The 17,841-nt window shown below is 56.5% G+C and carries 13 protein-coding genes; 11 read left to right on the top strand and 2 right to left on the bottom strand.

Annotated elements, in window-relative coordinates:
- Positions 1–119: 119 nt before the first annotated feature.
- Together Q0915_RS13295 and Q0915_RS13290 are read right to left on the bottom strand one after the other, a co-directional pair.
- Positions 120–1,850, bottom strand: a complete 1,731-nt coding sequence (locus Q0915_RS13295) for a M28 family peptidase (RefSeq protein ID WP_299472007.1) — start codon at positions 1,848–1,850, stop codon at positions 120–122.
- 145 nt (positions 1,851–1,995) lie between these two features.
- Positions 1,996–2,784: an IclR family transcriptional regulator gene (locus Q0915_RS13290; protein ID WP_299472006.1), complete on the bottom strand. Its 789-nt coding sequence runs from the start codon at positions 2,782–2,784 to the stop codon at positions 1,996–1,998.
- 243 nt (positions 2,785–3,027) lie between these two features.
- On the opposite strand from Q0915_RS13290, the gene Q0915_RS13285 reads away from it, so the two are divergent.
- The 11 genes from Q0915_RS13285 (at position 3,028) to Q0915_RS13235 (ending at position 17,760) form a co-directional block, all read left to right on the top strand.
- Positions 3,028–4,683 carry an ABC transporter substrate-binding protein gene (locus Q0915_RS13285; protein ID WP_299472005.1) on the top strand — a complete coding sequence of 552 codons (1,656 nt, stop codon included), beginning with the start codon at positions 3,028–3,030 and terminating at the stop codon, positions 4,681–4,683.
- Between the two features lie 105 nt (positions 4,684–4,788).
- Positions 4,789–5,766 carry an ABC transporter permease gene (locus Q0915_RS13280; RefSeq protein WP_299472004.1) on the top strand — a complete coding sequence of 326 codons (978 nt, stop codon included), beginning with the start codon at positions 4,789–4,791 and terminating at the stop codon, positions 5,764–5,766.
- Positions 5,759–6,658, top strand: coding sequence for an ABC transporter permease (locus Q0915_RS13275; RefSeq protein ID WP_299472003.1), 900 nt, complete (start codon positions 5,759–5,761; stop codon positions 6,656–6,658). The genes Q0915_RS13280 and Q0915_RS13275 overlap by 8 nt, the downstream gene beginning before the upstream one ends.
- A gap of 1 nt (position 6,659) precedes the next feature.
- Positions 6,660–7,679 (top strand): ABC transporter ATP-binding protein, encoded by a 1,020-nt coding sequence (locus tag Q0915_RS13270; RefSeq protein ID WP_299472002.1) that lies wholly within the window; start codon positions 6,660–6,662, stop codon positions 7,677–7,679.
- Complete coding sequence (locus tag Q0915_RS13265; protein WP_299472001.1) at positions 7,676–8,653, top strand: ABC transporter ATP-binding protein; 978 nt, start codon at positions 7,676–7,678, stop codon at positions 8,651–8,653. The genes Q0915_RS13270 and Q0915_RS13265 overlap by 4 nt, the downstream gene beginning before the upstream one ends.
- Positions 8,653–9,675 (top strand): NADPH:quinone reductase, encoded by a 1,023-nt coding sequence (locus Q0915_RS13260; protein ID WP_299472000.1) that lies wholly within the window; start codon positions 8,653–8,655, stop codon positions 9,673–9,675. The genes Q0915_RS13265 and Q0915_RS13260 overlap by 1 nt, the downstream gene beginning before the upstream one ends.
- The gene (locus Q0915_RS13255) at positions 9,668–11,479 is read left to right on the top strand and encodes a hydantoinase B/oxoprolinase family protein (RefSeq protein WP_299471999.1); all 1,812 of its coding nucleotides are present in this window, start codon (positions 9,668–9,670) and stop codon (positions 11,477–11,479) included. Before Q0915_RS13260 ends, Q0915_RS13255 begins: the two co-directional genes overlap by 8 nt.
- Positions 11,466–13,511 (top strand): hydantoinase/oxoprolinase family protein, encoded by a 2,046-nt coding sequence (locus Q0915_RS13250; RefSeq protein ID WP_299471998.1) that lies wholly within the window; start codon positions 11,466–11,468, stop codon positions 13,509–13,511. The genes Q0915_RS13255 and Q0915_RS13250 overlap by 14 nt, the downstream gene beginning before the upstream one ends.
- Entirely contained in the window at positions 13,508–14,878 is a 1,371-nt protein-coding gene (locus Q0915_RS13245; RefSeq protein ID WP_299471997.1) for a M20/M25/M40 family metallo-hydrolase, read from the top strand. Before Q0915_RS13250 ends, Q0915_RS13245 begins: the two co-directional genes overlap by 4 nt.
- 1,683 nt (positions 14,879–16,561) lie before the next feature.
- Complete coding sequence (locus Q0915_RS13240; RefSeq protein WP_299471996.1) at positions 16,562–16,993, top strand: hypothetical protein; 432 nt, start codon at positions 16,562–16,564, stop codon at positions 16,991–16,993.
- Positions 16,994–17,058: 65 nt separating this feature from the next.
- Positions 17,059–17,760: a glutathione S-transferase family protein gene (locus Q0915_RS13235; protein WP_299471995.1), complete on the top strand. Its 702-nt coding sequence runs from the start codon at positions 17,059–17,061 to the stop codon at positions 17,758–17,760.
- Positions 17,761–17,841: the final 81 nt, after the last annotated feature.

Raw genomic sequence — 17,841 nt, 5'->3', positions numbered from 1 at the left:
TCGCTAACACCTACATGGCCGGAATTCAGGGTGCTGGGTCAGGTTCGCTAAAGTCGCTCTGCAACAATTTGCGGACTTCGTTTCAAGCCTGAATTTGGCAGTATTCAAGGAGTAAACCATTAGCTTCCGGCTGCACTGGCGATCAGTTTTTGGGCCGCGCGCATGCCGGCAATCACGTGGTTCTGGCCGCGCACGAGTTCTGTGCGTGAAAACCCTTGCAGGTCAGCGGGCCGTTTTGCGATCTTCGTTGCTTCTTCCAGGGCGGGCAGGGGCGGGATTGTGAGGGCCGGATCGTGGCGGAAGCGTGCGCTTCTGTTGAAGTTGAGCGGCACCAGAATACGTGCCAGCTCCTGGATTACGGTGTTTGCCGTATCTTCGGACACTCCGCCCTGATCTATGTCTTTGTAAAAGCTGTCCAGATCCCCAGCAAGGGCGGCAGCAGTAACGCTGCAAGCTGAAAGATCAAAAGCGTCCCCAGCCTGTTGTTGATAGTCTGCAATAGTCGTCTGGAACTCACGGGCCGTTGCCCGCCAGTCCATGGGCAGTATGGAAGCGTTTGCATTCCGGAAGACCGCGAGGAGATACACTTTGATGTCCCGCAAGAGAATATCCTTATCGGCAATTTCCAGCGTATCGTTTTCCGTATGCCAGGCGATATTCATGCCGCAGCCGCCGACAGCATAGTATCCAAGCTCTTCGCGATGGGCATCGGTCATTGCGGACGACAACATGAGGTAACTTGAAAGGCCGATGTCGTTGAACGAATAATCGCCTGCCCGGTGCGGACGTTCGGATTGGAGCTCTTTTCCGGCGACTTCCCTGATGACATCAGCCAGAAAATCATGCGCTTCGGACATGACGGACACATGGATGAATTCCGTCGCCCACCGGCAGCCGGGGCTGTCGCAGTTCACCTGCGCGACGCAGTTTTCATCCAGGTCGAGCGCGAATGTATCTGAATACCAGGTCGATCCCGCGTATCTTCCTGTTGAATGGCCGGGCCACCAGCAGATTTTCACCGAACGCCGCAACTTGTCCCGGTTTGCCCAAAGGACGCGGGCAACCTCGAGCATGGTTGCATCGCCCGTCGCATTGTCTCCAACGCCGACATCCCAGCTGTCGAGATGACCATGCAGCAGGACATATTTTTCGGGCTCTTCACTGCCTCGGATGGTGATTTCGGGGAGTTTGGAGCAGAACCAGCCTTCCTCCATTTCGGTATAGATTGTCGCGTTCTTGCCGGCACGCGCCATTTCGATCAGTGCTTTGCCGCTCTCCAGATTGACAGCAGCTGCCGGAATGCGCGGCTTCCGGTGCAGATCGGCCGCGCCGGGAATTCCCCAGATGGTGGTGCAGATCCCCCAGTGGATATCGACGCCCGGGTTGATGGCGATCACACCAACGGCGCCACAGGCTTCCATCAGGGAAATTATGGCTGGACTTGCGAAACCTTCAGTGAGGACAATTTTGTCGCGCACTTTCGCTTCCATTTCAGGGCCTGCTTCAAGCTGGCTCTCGAAGGCGTCTTCCTCGTCCATGTTTGTGGTGCCGGGAATATAGACGAGTGCTCCCGTGAAGCCTGCCCGGGCGTCGGCGCTAAAGGCAGGCGGCTTCGCGCGGAACGTCTGGCCGTCTGCTTCGACCCGAGCCTGTCCTGGCAAGCTTAAAAAGAGCTCCGGTTCGTGAACCTTAACCTCAACTCCATGCGCCTTCAGGCGGGTGACCACTTCGTCCATGCCACGATTAACATCATCTGGATGTTCACGTTTGAAAGTCGAAAAACTTTCAACCAGTGCCCAGGGTTCATCGATGGTGACTTGATCAAGAAGATTGGACTCTGTGGCATTCATGGGTAAGTTCCAATGTTTTACTGAATGAAACAATGTGATGCAGAATAAAACATTAGCAGTAATTCGTCATGAGCCGCAACCCATGCGTTCAAAGAAGTGGGGCTGGCTTGAACCAGGACCACAGTTGCGAGGAGAGTAAAAAGTGTCAGCTAAGGGTCAGGCGTTTCGAGATCTCGTCTGCGGCCTCGACAACTTTTTCGATGTAACTTGCCCGCCGCACTTCATCCAAGCGGGCCGATGCGCCGGCGACCGAGATGCCAGCGATAATTTCCCCAGCAGTGTTCTGGATCGGCGCGGCGACGGAAAAGGCGCCGTCGTCGAGATCGTTGATTGCGACATTGTAACGGTTTGAGCGAATAAGTAGGAGCGCTTCGCGCAACCGTTCGGGATCTGTAATCGTATGAGGGCTGAAACGCTCGAGCGGCCCCTCGAGTACGCGATCGCGGATGCTGGGCTCGGCATAAGCCAAAAGTACCATGGATGCGCCTCCGGCATGCAGCGGACCTCGTCTTCCAGTTTGCGCAAAAAGACGAATGCTATGAAGACCTTCGCGGGTCGCGATTGCAACAGATGATGTGCCTTCTCGTGCGACCAGATTCACATTTTCGCCCGTCTCGTCCCTTAGGGTGTCCATGACTGGGCGTGCCACCTGCAACAAGGCGCCCTTGCGTCCAACGCGCTCGCCGAGCAGCGCGACACGGTAGCCAAGCGAATAAATTGCCCGCTCTTCATCCCGCTGCACGTAACCGTCCTCTTCCAGCGTCTGCAGTAGCCGGAAGGCGATGGATTTTGTCACGCCAAGCTTTTCTGCAAGAGCGGTCGTGCCAATGCCGGGCGTGTCTCCCAAAGCCTCCAGAACTCGAAGCGCGCGGGCCACCGCATCGATCCGGTAGGACTTGCGTCCGGCTGCATCTGTTGCTGTCGGTCCTGCCATTTTCTTCTCTGCACTCTATTGATTTTAATTTTCGATGTGTTCTACTCATTGAAGTATATCAAAAATGTTTCACTCAATAAAACAAAATATGCATGCAAAAAGACCAGTGGTGATCATTTTTTATGCAGATGGACGGTATGGGCAGGCAGTCAGTCACGTGCACCGGGAGAGCTGGCAGTGGTTTCGCCCTGAATGAAATGGCCTCAACACGCTTGCGTGCGGGCCCAGTAAGAGGAGAGTGACTTGAAGACATTTCTCAAAATTGCTGTCGGGAGTGTGCTGGGAGCGTCGCTCTATGCAACGTCCGTCGCTGCGCAAGATCCAATCCGCACAATTCACCTGCTGTCACGGCCCCAGGCTGCGCAACCGGCAGAGTTCCAGGCGATCCAGCTCATCGCACAGGAATGGCGCAAGCTGGGTCTTGATGTGGAAGTCGACGTGATGCCCTGGTCGCAGATGGCCGACACGGTCTGGTATAACCGGAATGACTGGGATGTGACGGCCTGGCAGATGACGGGGCGGCCCGAGCGTTCCGACCCGGATGAGATCATCTACAACCTCTTTCATTCGTCGACTGCCGAGAAGGGGTACAACTTCATCGGCTACAACAACCCCGAATACGACAAGCTGGTAGAAGAGCAGCGCATCACGGTCGATCCGGAGAAGCGCAAGGCGCTTGTTGTCGAGGCACAGAAGATGCTCGACGCCGATCAACCGAATATGATGCTTGTGCATCCGCAGCAGGCTTTCGCCTTTGACAAGACCGTGTTCGACCCGGCGTCCGTCGTCGACCAATCCGGAATTGGCATCCGCAGCTACTGGACCTGGTTGTCATTGGCGCCGACGGGCGAGCAGAAAGATATCATCGTCAACAGTTCGGACAACGTGATTGCCGTGAACCCGCTTTACATCTCGGGCGTCACCGACAATTGGCTGACCGAACTCATATATGACCGGCTGTTCCGCGTCGGACCGGATGGATTGCCGACGCCTTGGGCAGCGGAAAGTCATGAATGGCGCGACGACACCACGATTGCAGTCACGCTACGCGATGGTTTGAAATTCCATGACGGGCAACCGGTCACGGCTGAAGATGTGGTGTTCTCCTATCAGGCGACCACGGGCGGCGAAGCGCCAATGTACGCTCCGTTCGGCCAGAACGTGACCAACATTGAGGTCGAGGGTGACAACGTTGTTGTTTTCACCCTGGCGACGCCATCAGCCTCTTTCCTGACTTCCAGCCTTGCCAAGATCAATATCATTCCGAAGCATGTCTGGGAGCCAATCCTCACCGACCTGTCTTCCAAGGAAGAAAACGCCGAATCCCATCAGGAAGACACACCGATCGGGTCAGGCGCCTTTAAGTTCGTGCGCTGGCTGCCCAACGAAGAGATCGTGCTTGAGGCCAATACCGATCACTTCAACGGACCCAAGGCCGAACGCTTTATCTTGCGGATCGTTCCGAATGCGGAAGCGGCGCTCGGCATGCTTCGCTCCGGCGAACTGAACTTCCTCTCCGATTTTCAGGGAGACCCGCAGGTGCTCATCACGGCCGCTGAGGAAGACGGCGATCTGGAGGTGGTTTCGACCGTCGATATCGGCTTCCGGTATGTGGCCTTCAATCTACGCCGTCCGCCTTTTGACGATCCTGCGTTCCGTCGGGCGTTATCCAGCGCTGTCGACCGCCGCCTGATCGTCAACGCTGCATTCAAGAAGTTCGCGGTGCCGTCCAATTCGGTGGTTTCACCCGCGCTTGAATATTGGCATGCGGCCGATGTCGTCGATGGCTTCAAAGCCGGTGCGGATGTTGCCAAGAGCATTCTTGAAGAAGCCGGGTATGGCGGCGTCGGGGACCGTCTGACCTATCCGGAAGGCGTCTCGGAAACACTTGCAAAATAACGCCGTAAACTAAACAACGCGCGGTTGCCTGAGGCGCCGCGCGTCCACCCCCAAAGTCTTGGGCAATTTCTTGCCGCTACTGCCGGCGGCCTCTCGGAACGTGCGATGAATTCACTTAAGCCCCTGCTCATCAGAACGCTGCAATTGGCGCTGGTCCTTTGGGCTGTGGTGACCATCTTGTTCCTGATGTTCCGGCTGATGCCGGGCAGTCCTTTGGCTGCCTATATCGACCCAACATTCACGGAGGAGCAGCAGCAGGCGCTCATCCGTCAGTTTGGCCTCGATAAGCCTTTATGGCAGCAATATTTTACCTATCTGGGAAACCTTCTTCAGGGTGAGCTCGGGTATTCCTTCCGGTATCGCGCTCCTGTCGCGGAGCGAATTTGGTTGTTACTTCCCAACACGCTTGTGCTGACCTTCTCTTCACTGATCGTGGCTTATGCGTTCGGTATACTGGCAGGGGCCTGGCTCGCCTGGCGGAGGGGGTCCCGTGTGGAGGTTGCCGCCCTGCCGGTCGTGCTGGCAACCCGGGCCATGCCCGAATTCTGGCTCGGCATGGTTCTGCTGGCGATTTTCTCGTTCTCGCTTGGGTGGTTTCCGGCGGGCGGAACAAGGTCGGCCGGTGCCGACTACAGCAGCCTCTGGGCGCTTTACACATCGGCGGATTTTCTGTCTCACCTGGTTTTGCCCATGCTGACCCTTGCAATTTATTCCCAAGGGCTGCCGCTGCTTCTGATGCGTTCCAATATGCTGGATGTGATGAAGGAGGATTTCGTTACCATGGCCAAGGTCAAGGGGCTGTCACCCTCCGCCGTGGTCATACGTCACGGTGCCCGCAATGCACTGCTGCCCGTGATCACCTCCTTTGCCATCGCCGTGGGATACCAGCTCCAAGGCAATGTGGTCGTGGAAAGCGTGTTTTCCTGGCCGGGTTTGGGCCGCGAGCTGGTTGCTGCTGTTCTGGCATCCGACTACCCGCTGGCGCAGGGGGCTTTCCTGATGATCGCCATCGTCGTCATAGCCATGAACCTGATTGCGGATCTGCTTTACACATTCCTCGATCCAAGGATTTCTCATGCCTGAGGCCGCGATACAAAAACGCGAAAGCGGCATCGCCCGTGTCTTTGCTGCAATCCGTTTGCCGGTCGGCGATCCGTTTGCTTTGGCCGGACTTGTTATCTATGCAGTCTTCGTGGTGACAGCATTATGCGCACCCTATATCGCGCCCTATGATCCCGCCGAAATCCTCTACACCGCCGATTACGATCTCGCATCCGATCTGCTTCCCGGTACCCAGGGCCATATTCTGGGAACGACGTCGCTTGGCCGTGACATCTTTTCCCAGATTGTGTGGGGCGCACGCTCTGCTCTGCTGGTCGGTTTTACCGCTGCGTTCATGGTGGCCTTTATCGGTTCCATTGTCGGTTTGCTTGCCGGTTACTTTGGTGGATGGGTCGATGCCGTTCTGATGCGCCTTGCGGATGTGGCATTCGGCATTCCGTTTCTCCCATTCGTCATCGTGATTTCCGCGTTCTCTGAACCATCCATCTGGAACACTGTCATCGCCATGGGGCTTGTGCTCTGGCGCGACACGGGCAGGGTGATCCGCTCGCAGGTTCTGTCGCTCCGTTCGCGTGGGTATGTGGAGGCGGCGCGGGTGGTCGGATCGTCCGATATGAAAATCATTCTGCGTCATATCACGCCCAACATCCTGCCTCTTTCCTTCCTTTACGGCTCAATTGCGATCGGCTGGGCGATCCTGACGGAGGCATCCATCAGTTTTCTGGGCTTCGGTGATCCGGACGCTATCAGTTGGGGCTTCATGCTGCAGGACGCCTTTGCGAGCCAGGCGCTCGCCCGTCAGGCCTACTACTGGTTCATTCCTCCGGGCCTTGCCATCATTCTGGTGGTGAGCGCCGGTTTCTTCATTTCGCGCGGATATGAAAATCTGCTCTTTCCAAAGCTGGGGCGCTGAGATGATGGGACCACTCTTGTCGGTCAGAGATGTGACCATTGCCTATGAAGTCGGAACGCTCGACATCGTTGCCGTCAACAAGGCCCGCTTCGATGTGCCTCAGGGATCCATTGTCGGGCTGGTTGGTGAGTCCGGCTGCGGCAAAACCACGATGGCACGGGCATTGACCCGGGTGATTGCGGATAACGCGCGAATCGCGGACGGTCAGATGCACTTCGATGGTCAAGACATCGTCTCCCTGTCGGAGCGCAAAATGAATGCGCTCCGCTGGCGCGATATTGCGTTTATCCCCCAATCGGCGATGAACTCGCTCGATCCTGTTTACCGGGTCGAATATCAGATCATGGAGGTTCTGCGGGACCGCGGCGGCATGAGCAAATCCGCAGCGCGTAAGCGCGCGGTCGAACTCTTCGAAATGGTCGGAATCGATCCGGGGCGCTTGCGCGACTTTCCCCACCAGTTTTCCGGCGGTATGCGCCAGCGTGCCGCAATCGCGCTTGCTTTGGCTCTGCAGCCCAAACTGGTGGTTGCCGATGAGCCCGTTACCGCGCTCGATGTCATCATCCAGCGCCAGATCCTGGATCAGTTGCGCAATCTGCAGCGGGAGCTTGGTCTCTCCGTCATCATGGTAACGCACGACATATCTGTCGTAGCGTACACATGTGACCGCACGGTTGTAATGTATGCCGGAAAGGTGGTCGAGGACTGTGATACTGCGACCCTTTTGAGCGAACCGCTTCATCCCTACACGATGGGCCTTAAAAACGCCTTTCCCGATCTTCAATCGGCGGGAACCGGCGTGCTGACCCCCATTGCTGGCAGCCCGCCCGACCTTGCCAACCCGCCATCGGGGTGTCGATTTGCAGCCAGGTGCCCCTTTGCCCTCGATCAGTGCCGGACGGACGAGCCGCCGCTGATCGAGGGTGCTCCAGGCCACTTCGTTGCCTGTCACCGCGTCTCCGATGCTCCGGCTTTGCGGGAAGACGCCAAGGTGCCTGCTACCTGGGGAACGGCGGCATGAGCGAAACCATCATCGAACTGAACAACGCCCAACTACACTACAAGATCGGCAATGCGGTTTCCGCCATGATGGGCCTGTCGACGACGGTCAAGGCGGTCGACGGTGTGACCTTTTCCCTCAAGAAGGGAGAAAGTGTCGGCCTGTTGGGTGAATCGGGATGCGGCAAGACCTCCATGGGACGGATCCTGGTGCGGCTTGAAGAAATAACCGGTGGGTCCGCGCGATTTGAAGGAGATGAAATTAGAGACCTGAAAGGTATCGACCTGCAACGGTTCCGCAGCCGTTCGCAAATGATCTTTCAAAATCCCTTTGACGCGGTTAACCCGCGTTATTCGATACGCAAAACGCTTGAAGAGCCTCTTGCCAATGCCAGGATCGAACGGGGCACCTGGCACAGGCGTGTCGTCGAAGCTCTGGCTCTTGTCGGCCTTGGCGATCCCGAGCAATTCCTGGAGCGGTTTCCCCATCAGCTCTCGGGAGGTCAGCTTCAGCGGGTTGTCATGGCGCGGGCTCTGATCCTTGAGCCCGATTTTGTCGTCGCTGACGAACCGGTTTCCATGCTCGATGTTTCGGTCCGCGCGGGTGTTTTGAATGTCTTTCGCGATGTGCGTGACCGTTTGGGTCTGACGGCCATCTATATCAGCCACGACCTCGCTCTGGTGCGCTATGTGTGTGAGCGCACCATTGTCATGTATCTGGGAAAGATCATGGAGGATGGTCCGACGGAGGACATCGTCCACAATCCTTTGCATCCCTACACTCAGGCTTTGGTGGCAGCTGTGCCGACCCCGCATGTGAACCAAAGCCACGATCCCCTGCCCATCGGCAGCGGAGCACCCGATCCGCGCAATCCGCCTTCCGGCTGTGTCTTCCGAGACCGTTGTCCCAAAGCCCAATCCCGGTGCGCCAGCGAAATTCCTGAGCCTCGGCGCATCGATACACGGCTGGTCGCCTGTCACTTTGTGAGCTCATGATGCAAGCAGCTTATTACACCCAGACAGGCGATGCGGCTGAGGTTCTTCAGCTTGGAAACCTTGCGGTGCCCTCGCCCGGTGAGGGGGAGGTGCGTGTGCACGTCGTGGCATCGGGAATAAATCCTGCAGACACCAAGCGGCGCGCCGGATGGAATGCCTCTTCCATGGCTCATCCCTTGATCATTCCGCATTCGGACGGTGCGGGCGTGATTGAAGCTGTCGGGGAAGGGGTCTCGTCCGAGAGGATCGGAGAGCGGGTCTGGCTCTGGAATGCGCAGGGCGGTTACGGAGAGGCCGGGCGTGCTTTCGGGACGGCCGCCGAATATGTGGTCCTGCCTTCACCGCAGGCGATCCGGTTGCCCGATGACACGGGATTTGAAACTGGTGCTTGCCTCGGGGTCCCGGCATTGACGGCTTGGCTGGCGCTTCTGGGTGCCGGAAGCGTCTCAGGCAAAACGGTACTGATACAGGGCGCGGCCGGAGCCGTTGGCCAGCTCTGTGTCCAAATTGCGGTGGCGCATGGTGCGAAGGTTATTGCGACGGTCAGTTCCGAAGAGGGGGCGGCGGCGGTGGCCGAATTCGGAGATGTCGCGGTGATCGACCGGCATCGTCAGGAGGTTCCGGCAGAGGTGGCCCGTGAGACGACCGGCGCAGGCGCCGATCTCATTGTGGAAGTGGATCTGGCTGCCAATCTGGAAATCGATGCCACCTGTCTGGCGCCCCATGGAACCATTGCCAGTTACTCTTGCAGTTCAAACTCGGCGCCGGTGCTACCTTATTATGTCTTTGCCGAGCTTGGTGCGCAGATCCGTTTCATTCAGGGTTTCCGGCTCACAGCCGGTCAGCGGACCGAAGCCCAAGCCACAATCACAAGAATGCTGCGAGAGGGCACTTTGTCGCCCAGCATCGGTGCAATTCACCCACTGTCTGAAATTGCTGCCGCGCACGCCCGTGTTGAAGCAGGCGGACTGGGGCAAACGGTGCTCACACTTCCCGCTTTGACTGGAGTTGATCATGAATAAGCAAACGCGTGTGATTGAACAGGCGCTCTGCGATCCTGTCTCGCTTGAGATCATTCGTGGCGCGATCGCCGCCGCCCAATCTGAAATGGAAGCGCTTATCGAGCGGACCGCTATCTCGGCGTTTATCCGGGAAAAGAAGGACTTCTACACTGCGTTATTCGACGGCAACGGCACCATGGCGGTGGGGTCGATGGTTCCCATTTTCGGGGACATGACACGTCCCGTCCTCGAAAAGTTTCCTATGGAAACCATGCGGGAAGGCGATGTCTACTGGTACAACGATTGCTACGGTTCCTACGGCGCGATTTCCCATTCCAACGATCAGGTTTTGCTCGCTCCCGTTTTTCGCGACGGCAAGGTGCGGGCCTTTGTGATGAGCTGGGCACATTTCGCCGATATTGGCGGGCTGCGCCCGGGATCCATCAGCCCCGATGCGACGGATATTTTTCAGGAAGGGATCATGATCCCCGTGACCAAGATGATCGAAGCGGGCCAGGTCAATCAGGCCGTTCTCGATATCTTTCACCGCAATTCCAGATATCCCGATCAAAGCATTGGCGACATGCGTGCCCTGATGGCTTCCGTCGAGCTAGGTGTGCGCAGGGTGGGTGAAATTCTGGACCGGTTCGGACCGGACATCATGGAAGATGCGCTTGCGCAGCTTTTGCAGCGTACCCGGAAACTGGTGCGCGGAAAGTTGGCTGAAAGCTTTGACTACGGCACGCATAGCTTTACCGATGCGATTGATACAGACGGGCACGGAAACGGGCCGTTTCATATGCGGTTTTCGCTCACCCGCTCCAAAGGCGAGAATGGAGATGACGTTTACAGCTTCGATGCCCGCGAGAGCGACGATCAGGCACCGGGACCGATCAACTACCTGATGAACAAGGGCGTTCCAGGCATGGCGCTTGGGCTTTTCTACCTTGGCGGTGATCCCAGTCAGGTTTGCAATGCGGGCGGGCCTAACGCGCTGGACGAGGTGCTGTTTCGCAAGGGGAGCTTTTTGCGGCCGGAGTACCCGGCCCCGCTTGGGCTGCGCGGGTTGACAGCCATGCGGATGATCTCGGCCATGTGCGGGCTATTGAATGCTGGGGAAGGCGAGGCTCCGGCTGCGAACTCCGCCTACGTGGTCAACATCATGCGCGGCAAGTACCGGACAGTGGAAGGCAGGCTCGAACCCTATCTTCTGGCGGACGGGATCGGCGTTGGCTATGGCGCGCGCTCGACAGCCGATGGGATCGATGCCGTCTACTTTGTCGCCCAGGAGAATTATCCGGTCGAATTTCTAGAAGCCGGTTACCCGGTCACGATGCGGGCATACGGGATCGCAACGGATTCCGGCGGTGCAGGTCGTTATCGAGGTGGCTGCGGCATTGTTCGGGAATATGAAATCCTTGCAGAGGAAACCATGGTGGCGATCCGTATCGACAGCGTCAAAAATCCGCCTTGGGGCATCCATGGCGGCAAATCGGGTCGGCACGGTGTCGCGGTTGTCAATCCGGGAGCCGATGCGGAAATCCGGCTCGATCCGCTCTCCGACGGCAACATGCTGAAAAGGGGAGATATCTTGCGCATAGAGACCGGGGGAGGTGGCGGTTACGGCCACCCGTATGACCGCCCGGCTGAAGAGGTGCTGCGCGACGTCCTCGGAGGTTTCGTCACCCGGGAAGCAGCAAGAAGCGAATATGGCGTTGTGATTGAGCGTGGTGAAATCGACGTATTTGCCACCCAGGCGCTGCGCAATGACCGCCCGGAAGTCCGGCGTTTTCACCGTCAGGAGTATGTCGATGCCTTCGTTTGATGTGAAACAGTACCCATCCTACGCCGTTGCCGTCGATATCGGCGGCACCTTTACCGATATTTCGTTGCTGGACCGCAATTCTGGCTCGATGTGGCGGGCGAAAACGCCGTCGGTCCCTTCCGATCCTTCCCAGGCCTTCATGACCGGAGTCCGGAGCGTGATGGAGGATGCCGGCATCAGCGCGAAGGACCTGTCCCGCGTACTCCATGGCACGACCGTTGCCACCAATATGATCCTTGAAGACAAGGGAGCCAGAACCGCGCTTGTGACGACACGCGGTTTCCGGCATGTGCTTGAGATCGGGCGCCAGGATATCCCGCGCCATGCAAATCTCTTCACCTGGGTCAAACCTGCACGCCCTGTTCCGGCAGATAGAATTCATGAGATTGTGGAGCGGATCGGTACCGGCGGAATTGTTCTTGAACCGCTCGACGAAGATAGCGTGAGGCAGGTCGTTAACGCCCTAAAAACCCAGGCTGTGGAAGCAGTTGCCGTCTGTCTGCTTCATGCCTACGCCAACCCGGACCACGAAATCCGCGTGGCTGAAATACTTAGAAATGCGCTTCCGGGCGTTGCCGTGACCTGTTCCACGGACGTGCTGCCGGTTGTCCGCGAGTTTGAACGGTCCCTGGCGACCGTTTTGAATGCCAGCGTCATGCCTGGTGTCTCCAGTTACATCTCTCGCTTGCAGGAGCGTTTGGATGATGCCGAAGCAGCTTCTCCTTTGTTGTTGATGCAATCGAACGGTGGTGTGGCGGGAACCGAAGCCATCCGGGTTGCACCGGCGTTGACCGCCTTGTCCGGTCCTGCCGCCGGTGTTGTCGGCGCTATCGATGCGGCCGCCGTCTGCGGTATCCGCGACATAATCACCGTCGATATCGGCGGTACGTCCGCGGATATCTGCCTCATACGCAACGGCACCGTTGCATTGACCCAGCAGGGTAAGGTTGGCGAATGGCCATTGTCATTGCCCATGGTGGATATGGTCACGATCGGTGCTGGCGGCGGCTCCATTGCCGAAGTCAACAACGATACGCTTGCCGTCGGGCCGCATTCCGCTGGTGCGCGCCCAGGTCCGGCCGCCTATGGACATGGCGGTGGGCAAGCAACTGTCACCGACGCACATGTCACGCTCGGGAATCTGCCCCATGCTCTGCTTGGCGGCTCGATGTCGCTCGATGTGGAGGCGGCCCGGCGTGTTGTCAGCGAAAGTGTCGCCAAGCCCTTGGGACTTGGCGAAGAAGACGCCGCACAAGGCATTCTTGCGATCATGAACAACAACATGATCGGCGCGGTGCGGACCGTGTCGGTTGAACGCGGTCATGATCCGCGCGAATTTACGTTGGTTCCCTTTGGCGGTGCCGGGCCTTTGCATGGCTGCGCTCTTGCCGAGCTGTTGGGTATTTCGAATGTGATGGTTCCTCCCGCGCCCGGTCTGCTTTGTGCAGCCGGGTTGCTGGCGGCGGATATGAAAGCGGAGTTTACACGGGCTCTGCCCATGCCCGGACCGGTGGATCAGGGTGTCGGCGATGCGATTGTGAGCGAGCTGACATCCAAGGCTGAGGAGTGGCTGGATACCGAGGGTGTTCCAGCTGAGCAAAGGGTGTTGAAGGCCCGGGCGCTTTTGCGATTTCACGGACAGGGCGGTGAAATTGCCGTCGACTGGGGCCTTTCCGCGCCAGAAACGGAAGAGAACTTCAGAGCTGCACATGAAGCGCTTTATGGCTTTGTGCTCGACGCTCCGATTGAGCTGGTGACGCTCCGCGTGGAAGCGCTGGGCCGCACCGAACCCATCAGAGTGCCGGCGCTTGACCCGGCAACCAAACCTGACCCGCTTCAAACTCAAATGGTCCATTGGCCTGACGGGACGCTGGAAACGCCGATCTATGACCGGGCTGCCCTTGGCGCTGAAGTTGAAATTTCCGGTCCTGCGATCCTTACACAATTGGATACAACGTCTGTCATCTCGCCAGGCTGGACCGCACAAGTCCACGCTTCCGGTGCGCTTCTGCTGAAAAGGAATGCCGCATGAACGAGGCGCTCTTCGATCACATCGACACAAATGCGGACGAGTTCGTGGCGCGCGTGATGGACTATGTCCGTCATCCTTCCATCTCTGCCCATGACATCGGCATCCGTAAAGTCGCCGGGATGCTGGTGGCGCATCTGGAAGAGCTGGGTTTCGAGGCCGGTCTTGTGGAGACACCCGGGCATCCATTCGTTCTGGGCCGTTTCGATGTGGATCCTGCGAAGCCGACGGTATTGCTCTATGGACACTACGACGTGCAACCGCCTGACCCTCTGGAGGCCTGGATAAGTCCTCCGTTCGAGCCGGCATTGCGGGATGGGCGGATCTGGGCGCGCGGCATCGGTGATAACAAGGGGCAGCACTTCGCCCAATTGCTGGCGATCGAAACGCATTTGAAGGTCCACGGTACATTGCCATGCAACGTGATTTTTCTGCTCGAGGGAGAAGAGGAAATCGGTTCGCCGCAAATCGCGGACTTCGTGAAGCAAAACGTGGACCGGCTTCAAGCAGATCTCGTGGTCACGTCCGATGGCCCGCTGCATGAAAGCGGTCAGCCGGTTATTACGTTCGGAGTGCGTGGAGTTGCGTCCTTCGATCTGTTGGCAAAAGGCGCTTCGCGGGACGTGCATTCTGGCAACTTCGGCGGAGTGGTGCCCAACCCGATCTGGACGCTGGTGCAGCTTCTTGCAACCATGAAAGACGCGGACGGAAACATCTCCGTTGAAGGAATAACCGAACCGGTTATTCCGGCGACCAATCTGGAACGGGAGGTTATTTCCCGGCTTCCCGACGATGAAACCGCCGTGAAGGCGGACCTTGCCATCGACGAGCTGGACGGGCCGAGGGACCGGCCTTACTGGGATAGGTTGATGTTCCACCCCACACTAACGATCAACGGGATAAGCGGCGGGTATAACGGCCCTGGCAGCAAAACGGTTCTCCCGAACCAGGCGATCGCCAAATGCGATATCCGGCTCGTTGAGCCACTTACGCCCGACTATGTGTTTGAACGGGTGGAGGCGCATGTGGCGCGTTTTGCCCCGGAGGTCGAGGTGATCCGCCACAATGGAATGCTGCCTTCCAAGACGCCGCTGACCAGCCCGTTCGCCACACCGTTGATCGCGGCCGTAAAGGCTGCGCGCGGCGTTGACCCCTTGTTATACCCAACCGTCGGTGGGTCCTTGCCTGACTATGTATTCACAAAGATCCTGCGTCTTCCTGCCTTTGTGATCCCTTACGCCAATGCCGACGAAGCCAATCATGCCCCGAATGAAAACCTTGAAGTGGTGCGGTTTGTCGATGGCATCAAAACGGGTTCTGCCCTTTTGAGCGAGCTTGGAAAACTGAGCAAAACCGATCTTACAGACTGAAAAAGCGACAACCTGGTTTTTGAAAGCAATCAACAAGGGTCGGTGACTGTTTCAGTCCTTCCGACACTTGTTCTTCAATCAAAGTAACAGGATGGCAAGCAAACTGAATCTGCGTATCTTAGATCCGACGCCAATTGAACCGAAGGCGAATGGCATCTCATTGCAAGACTACGAAAATCTCACTGCAGCAGCGCCTAATAGAGTCATCATGGTCGCTGCCAATTTGGCGAGATCGAGGCGTTCCTTGAAAACGAAGACCCGCATCAGCGGCGCCAAGACAAGGCTTTTTTCCCGGCGCTCGGTGACCAGAGCAATGGGCGCCTTGGCGAAAAGCCTATGCATCCTGGGCAAAAGCGATGAACAGAGCGCTGCTGTCCAATAAGACCAATCATCATTCGCACCACGATTTCTTCCCGCACAACAGACCGTTTCCATTAATCCATTAGGGACGCAAAAACACATGTCGTCCTAAGCACCAACTCGCCATTAAAGCCAACGGTCGATCCTACAACACGTTCCCCGGTATCATCGATCAGGGAGTTAGCGGCAATGAAACAGCCGGTGGTCAACGCAAGAATCGCCGAACGCCCATTGCGTTTTTCGCCGCTCTTACGCACCGCGATGCGGAGCGTCGTCATAAGGGGTGAAAGGCTTGGTCGCGATCAATTGTGCTTGTGTGTCTGGAAAGCGGTATTTGCACTTAGGCACTCGCAAGAGCATGAGTTGCCTTAGATTGCATACACGGTCTGTTCCAGAAACTTGTTGTAGTTGCGAGTGATCTCGTTTGCAGCAGCCGTTTCGCCGCCAAACGAGAACTCGGTCGGTCACTCGTTTTCGATACAGTTGGATTACGTTAGATAAAATTGGTAGCGGAGAACCGCTACCGCTTTAAAGCTAACTCGAAAAAGTTGCGTTTCTTCTGGGTTGTGGCTTCATGCAATCTTTACCGTCTGTTAGAAACGAGTGAAGCTGCGCTTCGTCAGTGCCTGATTGGTTGCGGGAGAAATTTTCGCTCGCGGGAATAACAGTGTTTCACGTTCACAAGGCACAACTCGGTGTTGCTGAGCTTCTGTCGCAAAACTCTCAGATTACTCATTAGTCAAATACCGCACGAGATACACAGGGTTTTCGACATCAAGCTCTTCGAAGGTCATTGGTAAGCTCCCCTTTGCAGCGGCAGCGGCGAAGTACCTCATTTCGAGTAGTTTGGGCATGGTTTGCACAAATTTTGGTGTCTATACGAAACCGTAACTTTCTGTTCCAATTTTTCGAAGGGCAACAGTTCTCATTGAAGGCAAATGTTTGAAACTAAGTGGGAAGCCAATGGCCACGTGTGGAGCGGCGAGTGGGAATTTCTAGCGTTTTGTTCTTCCCCTTCAAAATTAGCCCTATCTCTCGAATGTTTATTCTGGATACCTGGGTAGGAGTGCCGAGGCAGAGAAGGTTACTTTATTAAAATTGTTTTTTAAAAGTAAAATAATCAACACCATCGTTGGTCGGTTTTGAGTAATTGATGGGAAATGACCGGATTAATTGAAAAATTTCAAATAATTATCCTCTTAGGATGGATCTGTGTCAGGTGGAAAATTCACTTGCAAATAGCAAATTTAATATATATAACTTGTAAAAAGCAAGCTATAGAGTCTATATTTATGAAGATGGAGGAGCGATTGACACTTTCTATTGTTGATCGGGTTGCTGTTTGTATCGTCCGCTTCAGATGTATGGTCAGGGGACACATTCGGTGCTCTGGTAACTGGCGCAGAATTCACTCTCTCGCAGATTGCCTGTTCGGATGGTGATCTGCGGCTGGCCGGTGAATACGTCTATGACAGACGGAAAGATCTTCATCCGTTTACGTCCTATGACTACGACGTGTTTCTTGGCCTGGGACATGCTGCGAACGACCAGCGTAACACCTCTGCTCTTTTGGGCGATACGATCAATCTCGACAATGGCTCGGCGGCTATCCGCGTCGAATTTGAAACCGGAATTGGCGAAGCGTTCGCCCTGGATGCCGATGCCCAGTTCTTCGTCCCTCATGGCGCAAACAGCGACCTTAAGCCGTTAGAGAATGACGGGTTCATATCCGTGATCCTCAAACGTTGTTTCTAGCCTCCTCAGACGGGCGACCCTATTCGCCAGGCCGTCACCAAATTCGGTCGAACGGAACCAGTTTGATGCATAACGATCATGTCCTTCATCTGGACAGCGGCGCACCGCAGAGCTGGCAGGTTCTCTTGGGCTTTGCCTTTAAGCGACTGTCCTGGGAAGGGGCGTTTGTCGGGAATCTCCTGGGAGACGATCTCCCTGTCGAAGTGCTTGATCTGAGCCCACGGGGCACGATGCCGGTGCTTCAGGCGGATGGCCACGTCATCCGGGGTGCGATTCCTATCCTGGCCTGGCTCGATCGAAAGTATCCGGAGATACCGTTGTTTGGAGCGACCGCTGACGGGGCCGCTCTCATCTGGGATTTAACCATCGGCTTCGCCAAGAACCTGGGCGAAGCCTGCGCGAAAACCGTTCACCCTTTCCTGAAGCAGTCCACCACGGCGCACGAAATGCTGTGGAGCAGTCCGGATGCCCTGACGTATCGCATCGCATTGGACGATTTGTTTCAGGAACTTACACATCTCGATACGCTCCTCAAGGACTACTCTCATCTCACAGGTCCGAACCCGACTGCTGTTGATGCGGTCGTGTTTCCGGAGTTGGCGATGCTGGATCTATCGGTGGTGATGAACCCCGAGGACATGAACGAAATCGGCCTGTCGAATTGGCGCAGCAAGTTTCCCAGGCTGTCTGAGTGGGAGGAACGACTTCGCACTCTTCCATCGGTCGAAAGAACCTATCCGCCGAACTGGATTGCACACAGGAGTTAGCTTTGACAGATCACAATTCAGAATCAGGTCGCAAAAGCGACAAAAGCACCTCTAATACATCGACAATAGATGTGGATCTTA

The organism is uncultured Roseibium sp., assembly GCF_947494555.1.
In the GTDB taxonomy this organism is placed as follows: Bacteria; Pseudomonadota; Alphaproteobacteria; order Rhizobiales; family Stappiaceae; genus Roseibium.
Note: the sequence above shows the minus strand (reverse complement) of the source record. Positions and strands in the feature narration are given on the sequence as shown.

Coding starts and splice junctions, on each gene's coding strand:
- Q0915_RS13290 (WP_299472006.1), bottom strand. CDS start 2,784: ATGGCAGGACCGACAGCAACAGATGCAGCCGGACGCAAGTCCTACCGG.
- Q0915_RS13250 (WP_299471998.1), top strand. CDS start 11,466: ATGCCTTCGTTTGATGTGAAACAGTACCCATCCTACGCCGTTGCCGTC.
- Q0915_RS13295 (WP_299472007.1), bottom strand. CDS start 1,850: ATGAATGCCACAGAGTCCAATCTTCTTGATCAAGTCACCATCGATGAA.
- Q0915_RS13260 (WP_299472000.1), top strand. CDS start 8,653: ATGCAAGCAGCTTATTACACCCAGACAGGCGATGCGGCTGAGGTTCTT.
- Q0915_RS13255 (WP_299471999.1), top strand. CDS start 9,668: ATGAATAAGCAAACGCGTGTGATTGAACAGGCGCTCTGCGATCCTGTC.
- Q0915_RS13275 (WP_299472003.1), top strand. CDS start 5,759: ATGCCTGAGGCCGCGATACAAAAACGCGAAAGCGGCATCGCCCGTGTC.
- Q0915_RS13265 (WP_299472001.1), top strand. CDS start 7,676: ATGAGCGAAACCATCATCGAACTGAACAACGCCCAACTACACTACAAG.
- Q0915_RS13235 (WP_299471995.1), top strand. CDS start 17,059: ATGCATAACGATCATGTCCTTCATCTGGACAGCGGCGCACCGCAGAGC.
- Q0915_RS13245 (WP_299471997.1), top strand. CDS start 13,508: ATGAACGAGGCGCTCTTCGATCACATCGACACAAATGCGGACGAGTTC.
- Q0915_RS13270 (WP_299472002.1), top strand. CDS start 6,660: ATGATGGGACCACTCTTGTCGGTCAGAGATGTGACCATTGCCTATGAA.
- Q0915_RS13280 (WP_299472004.1), top strand. CDS start 4,789: ATGAATTCACTTAAGCCCCTGCTCATCAGAACGCTGCAATTGGCGCTG.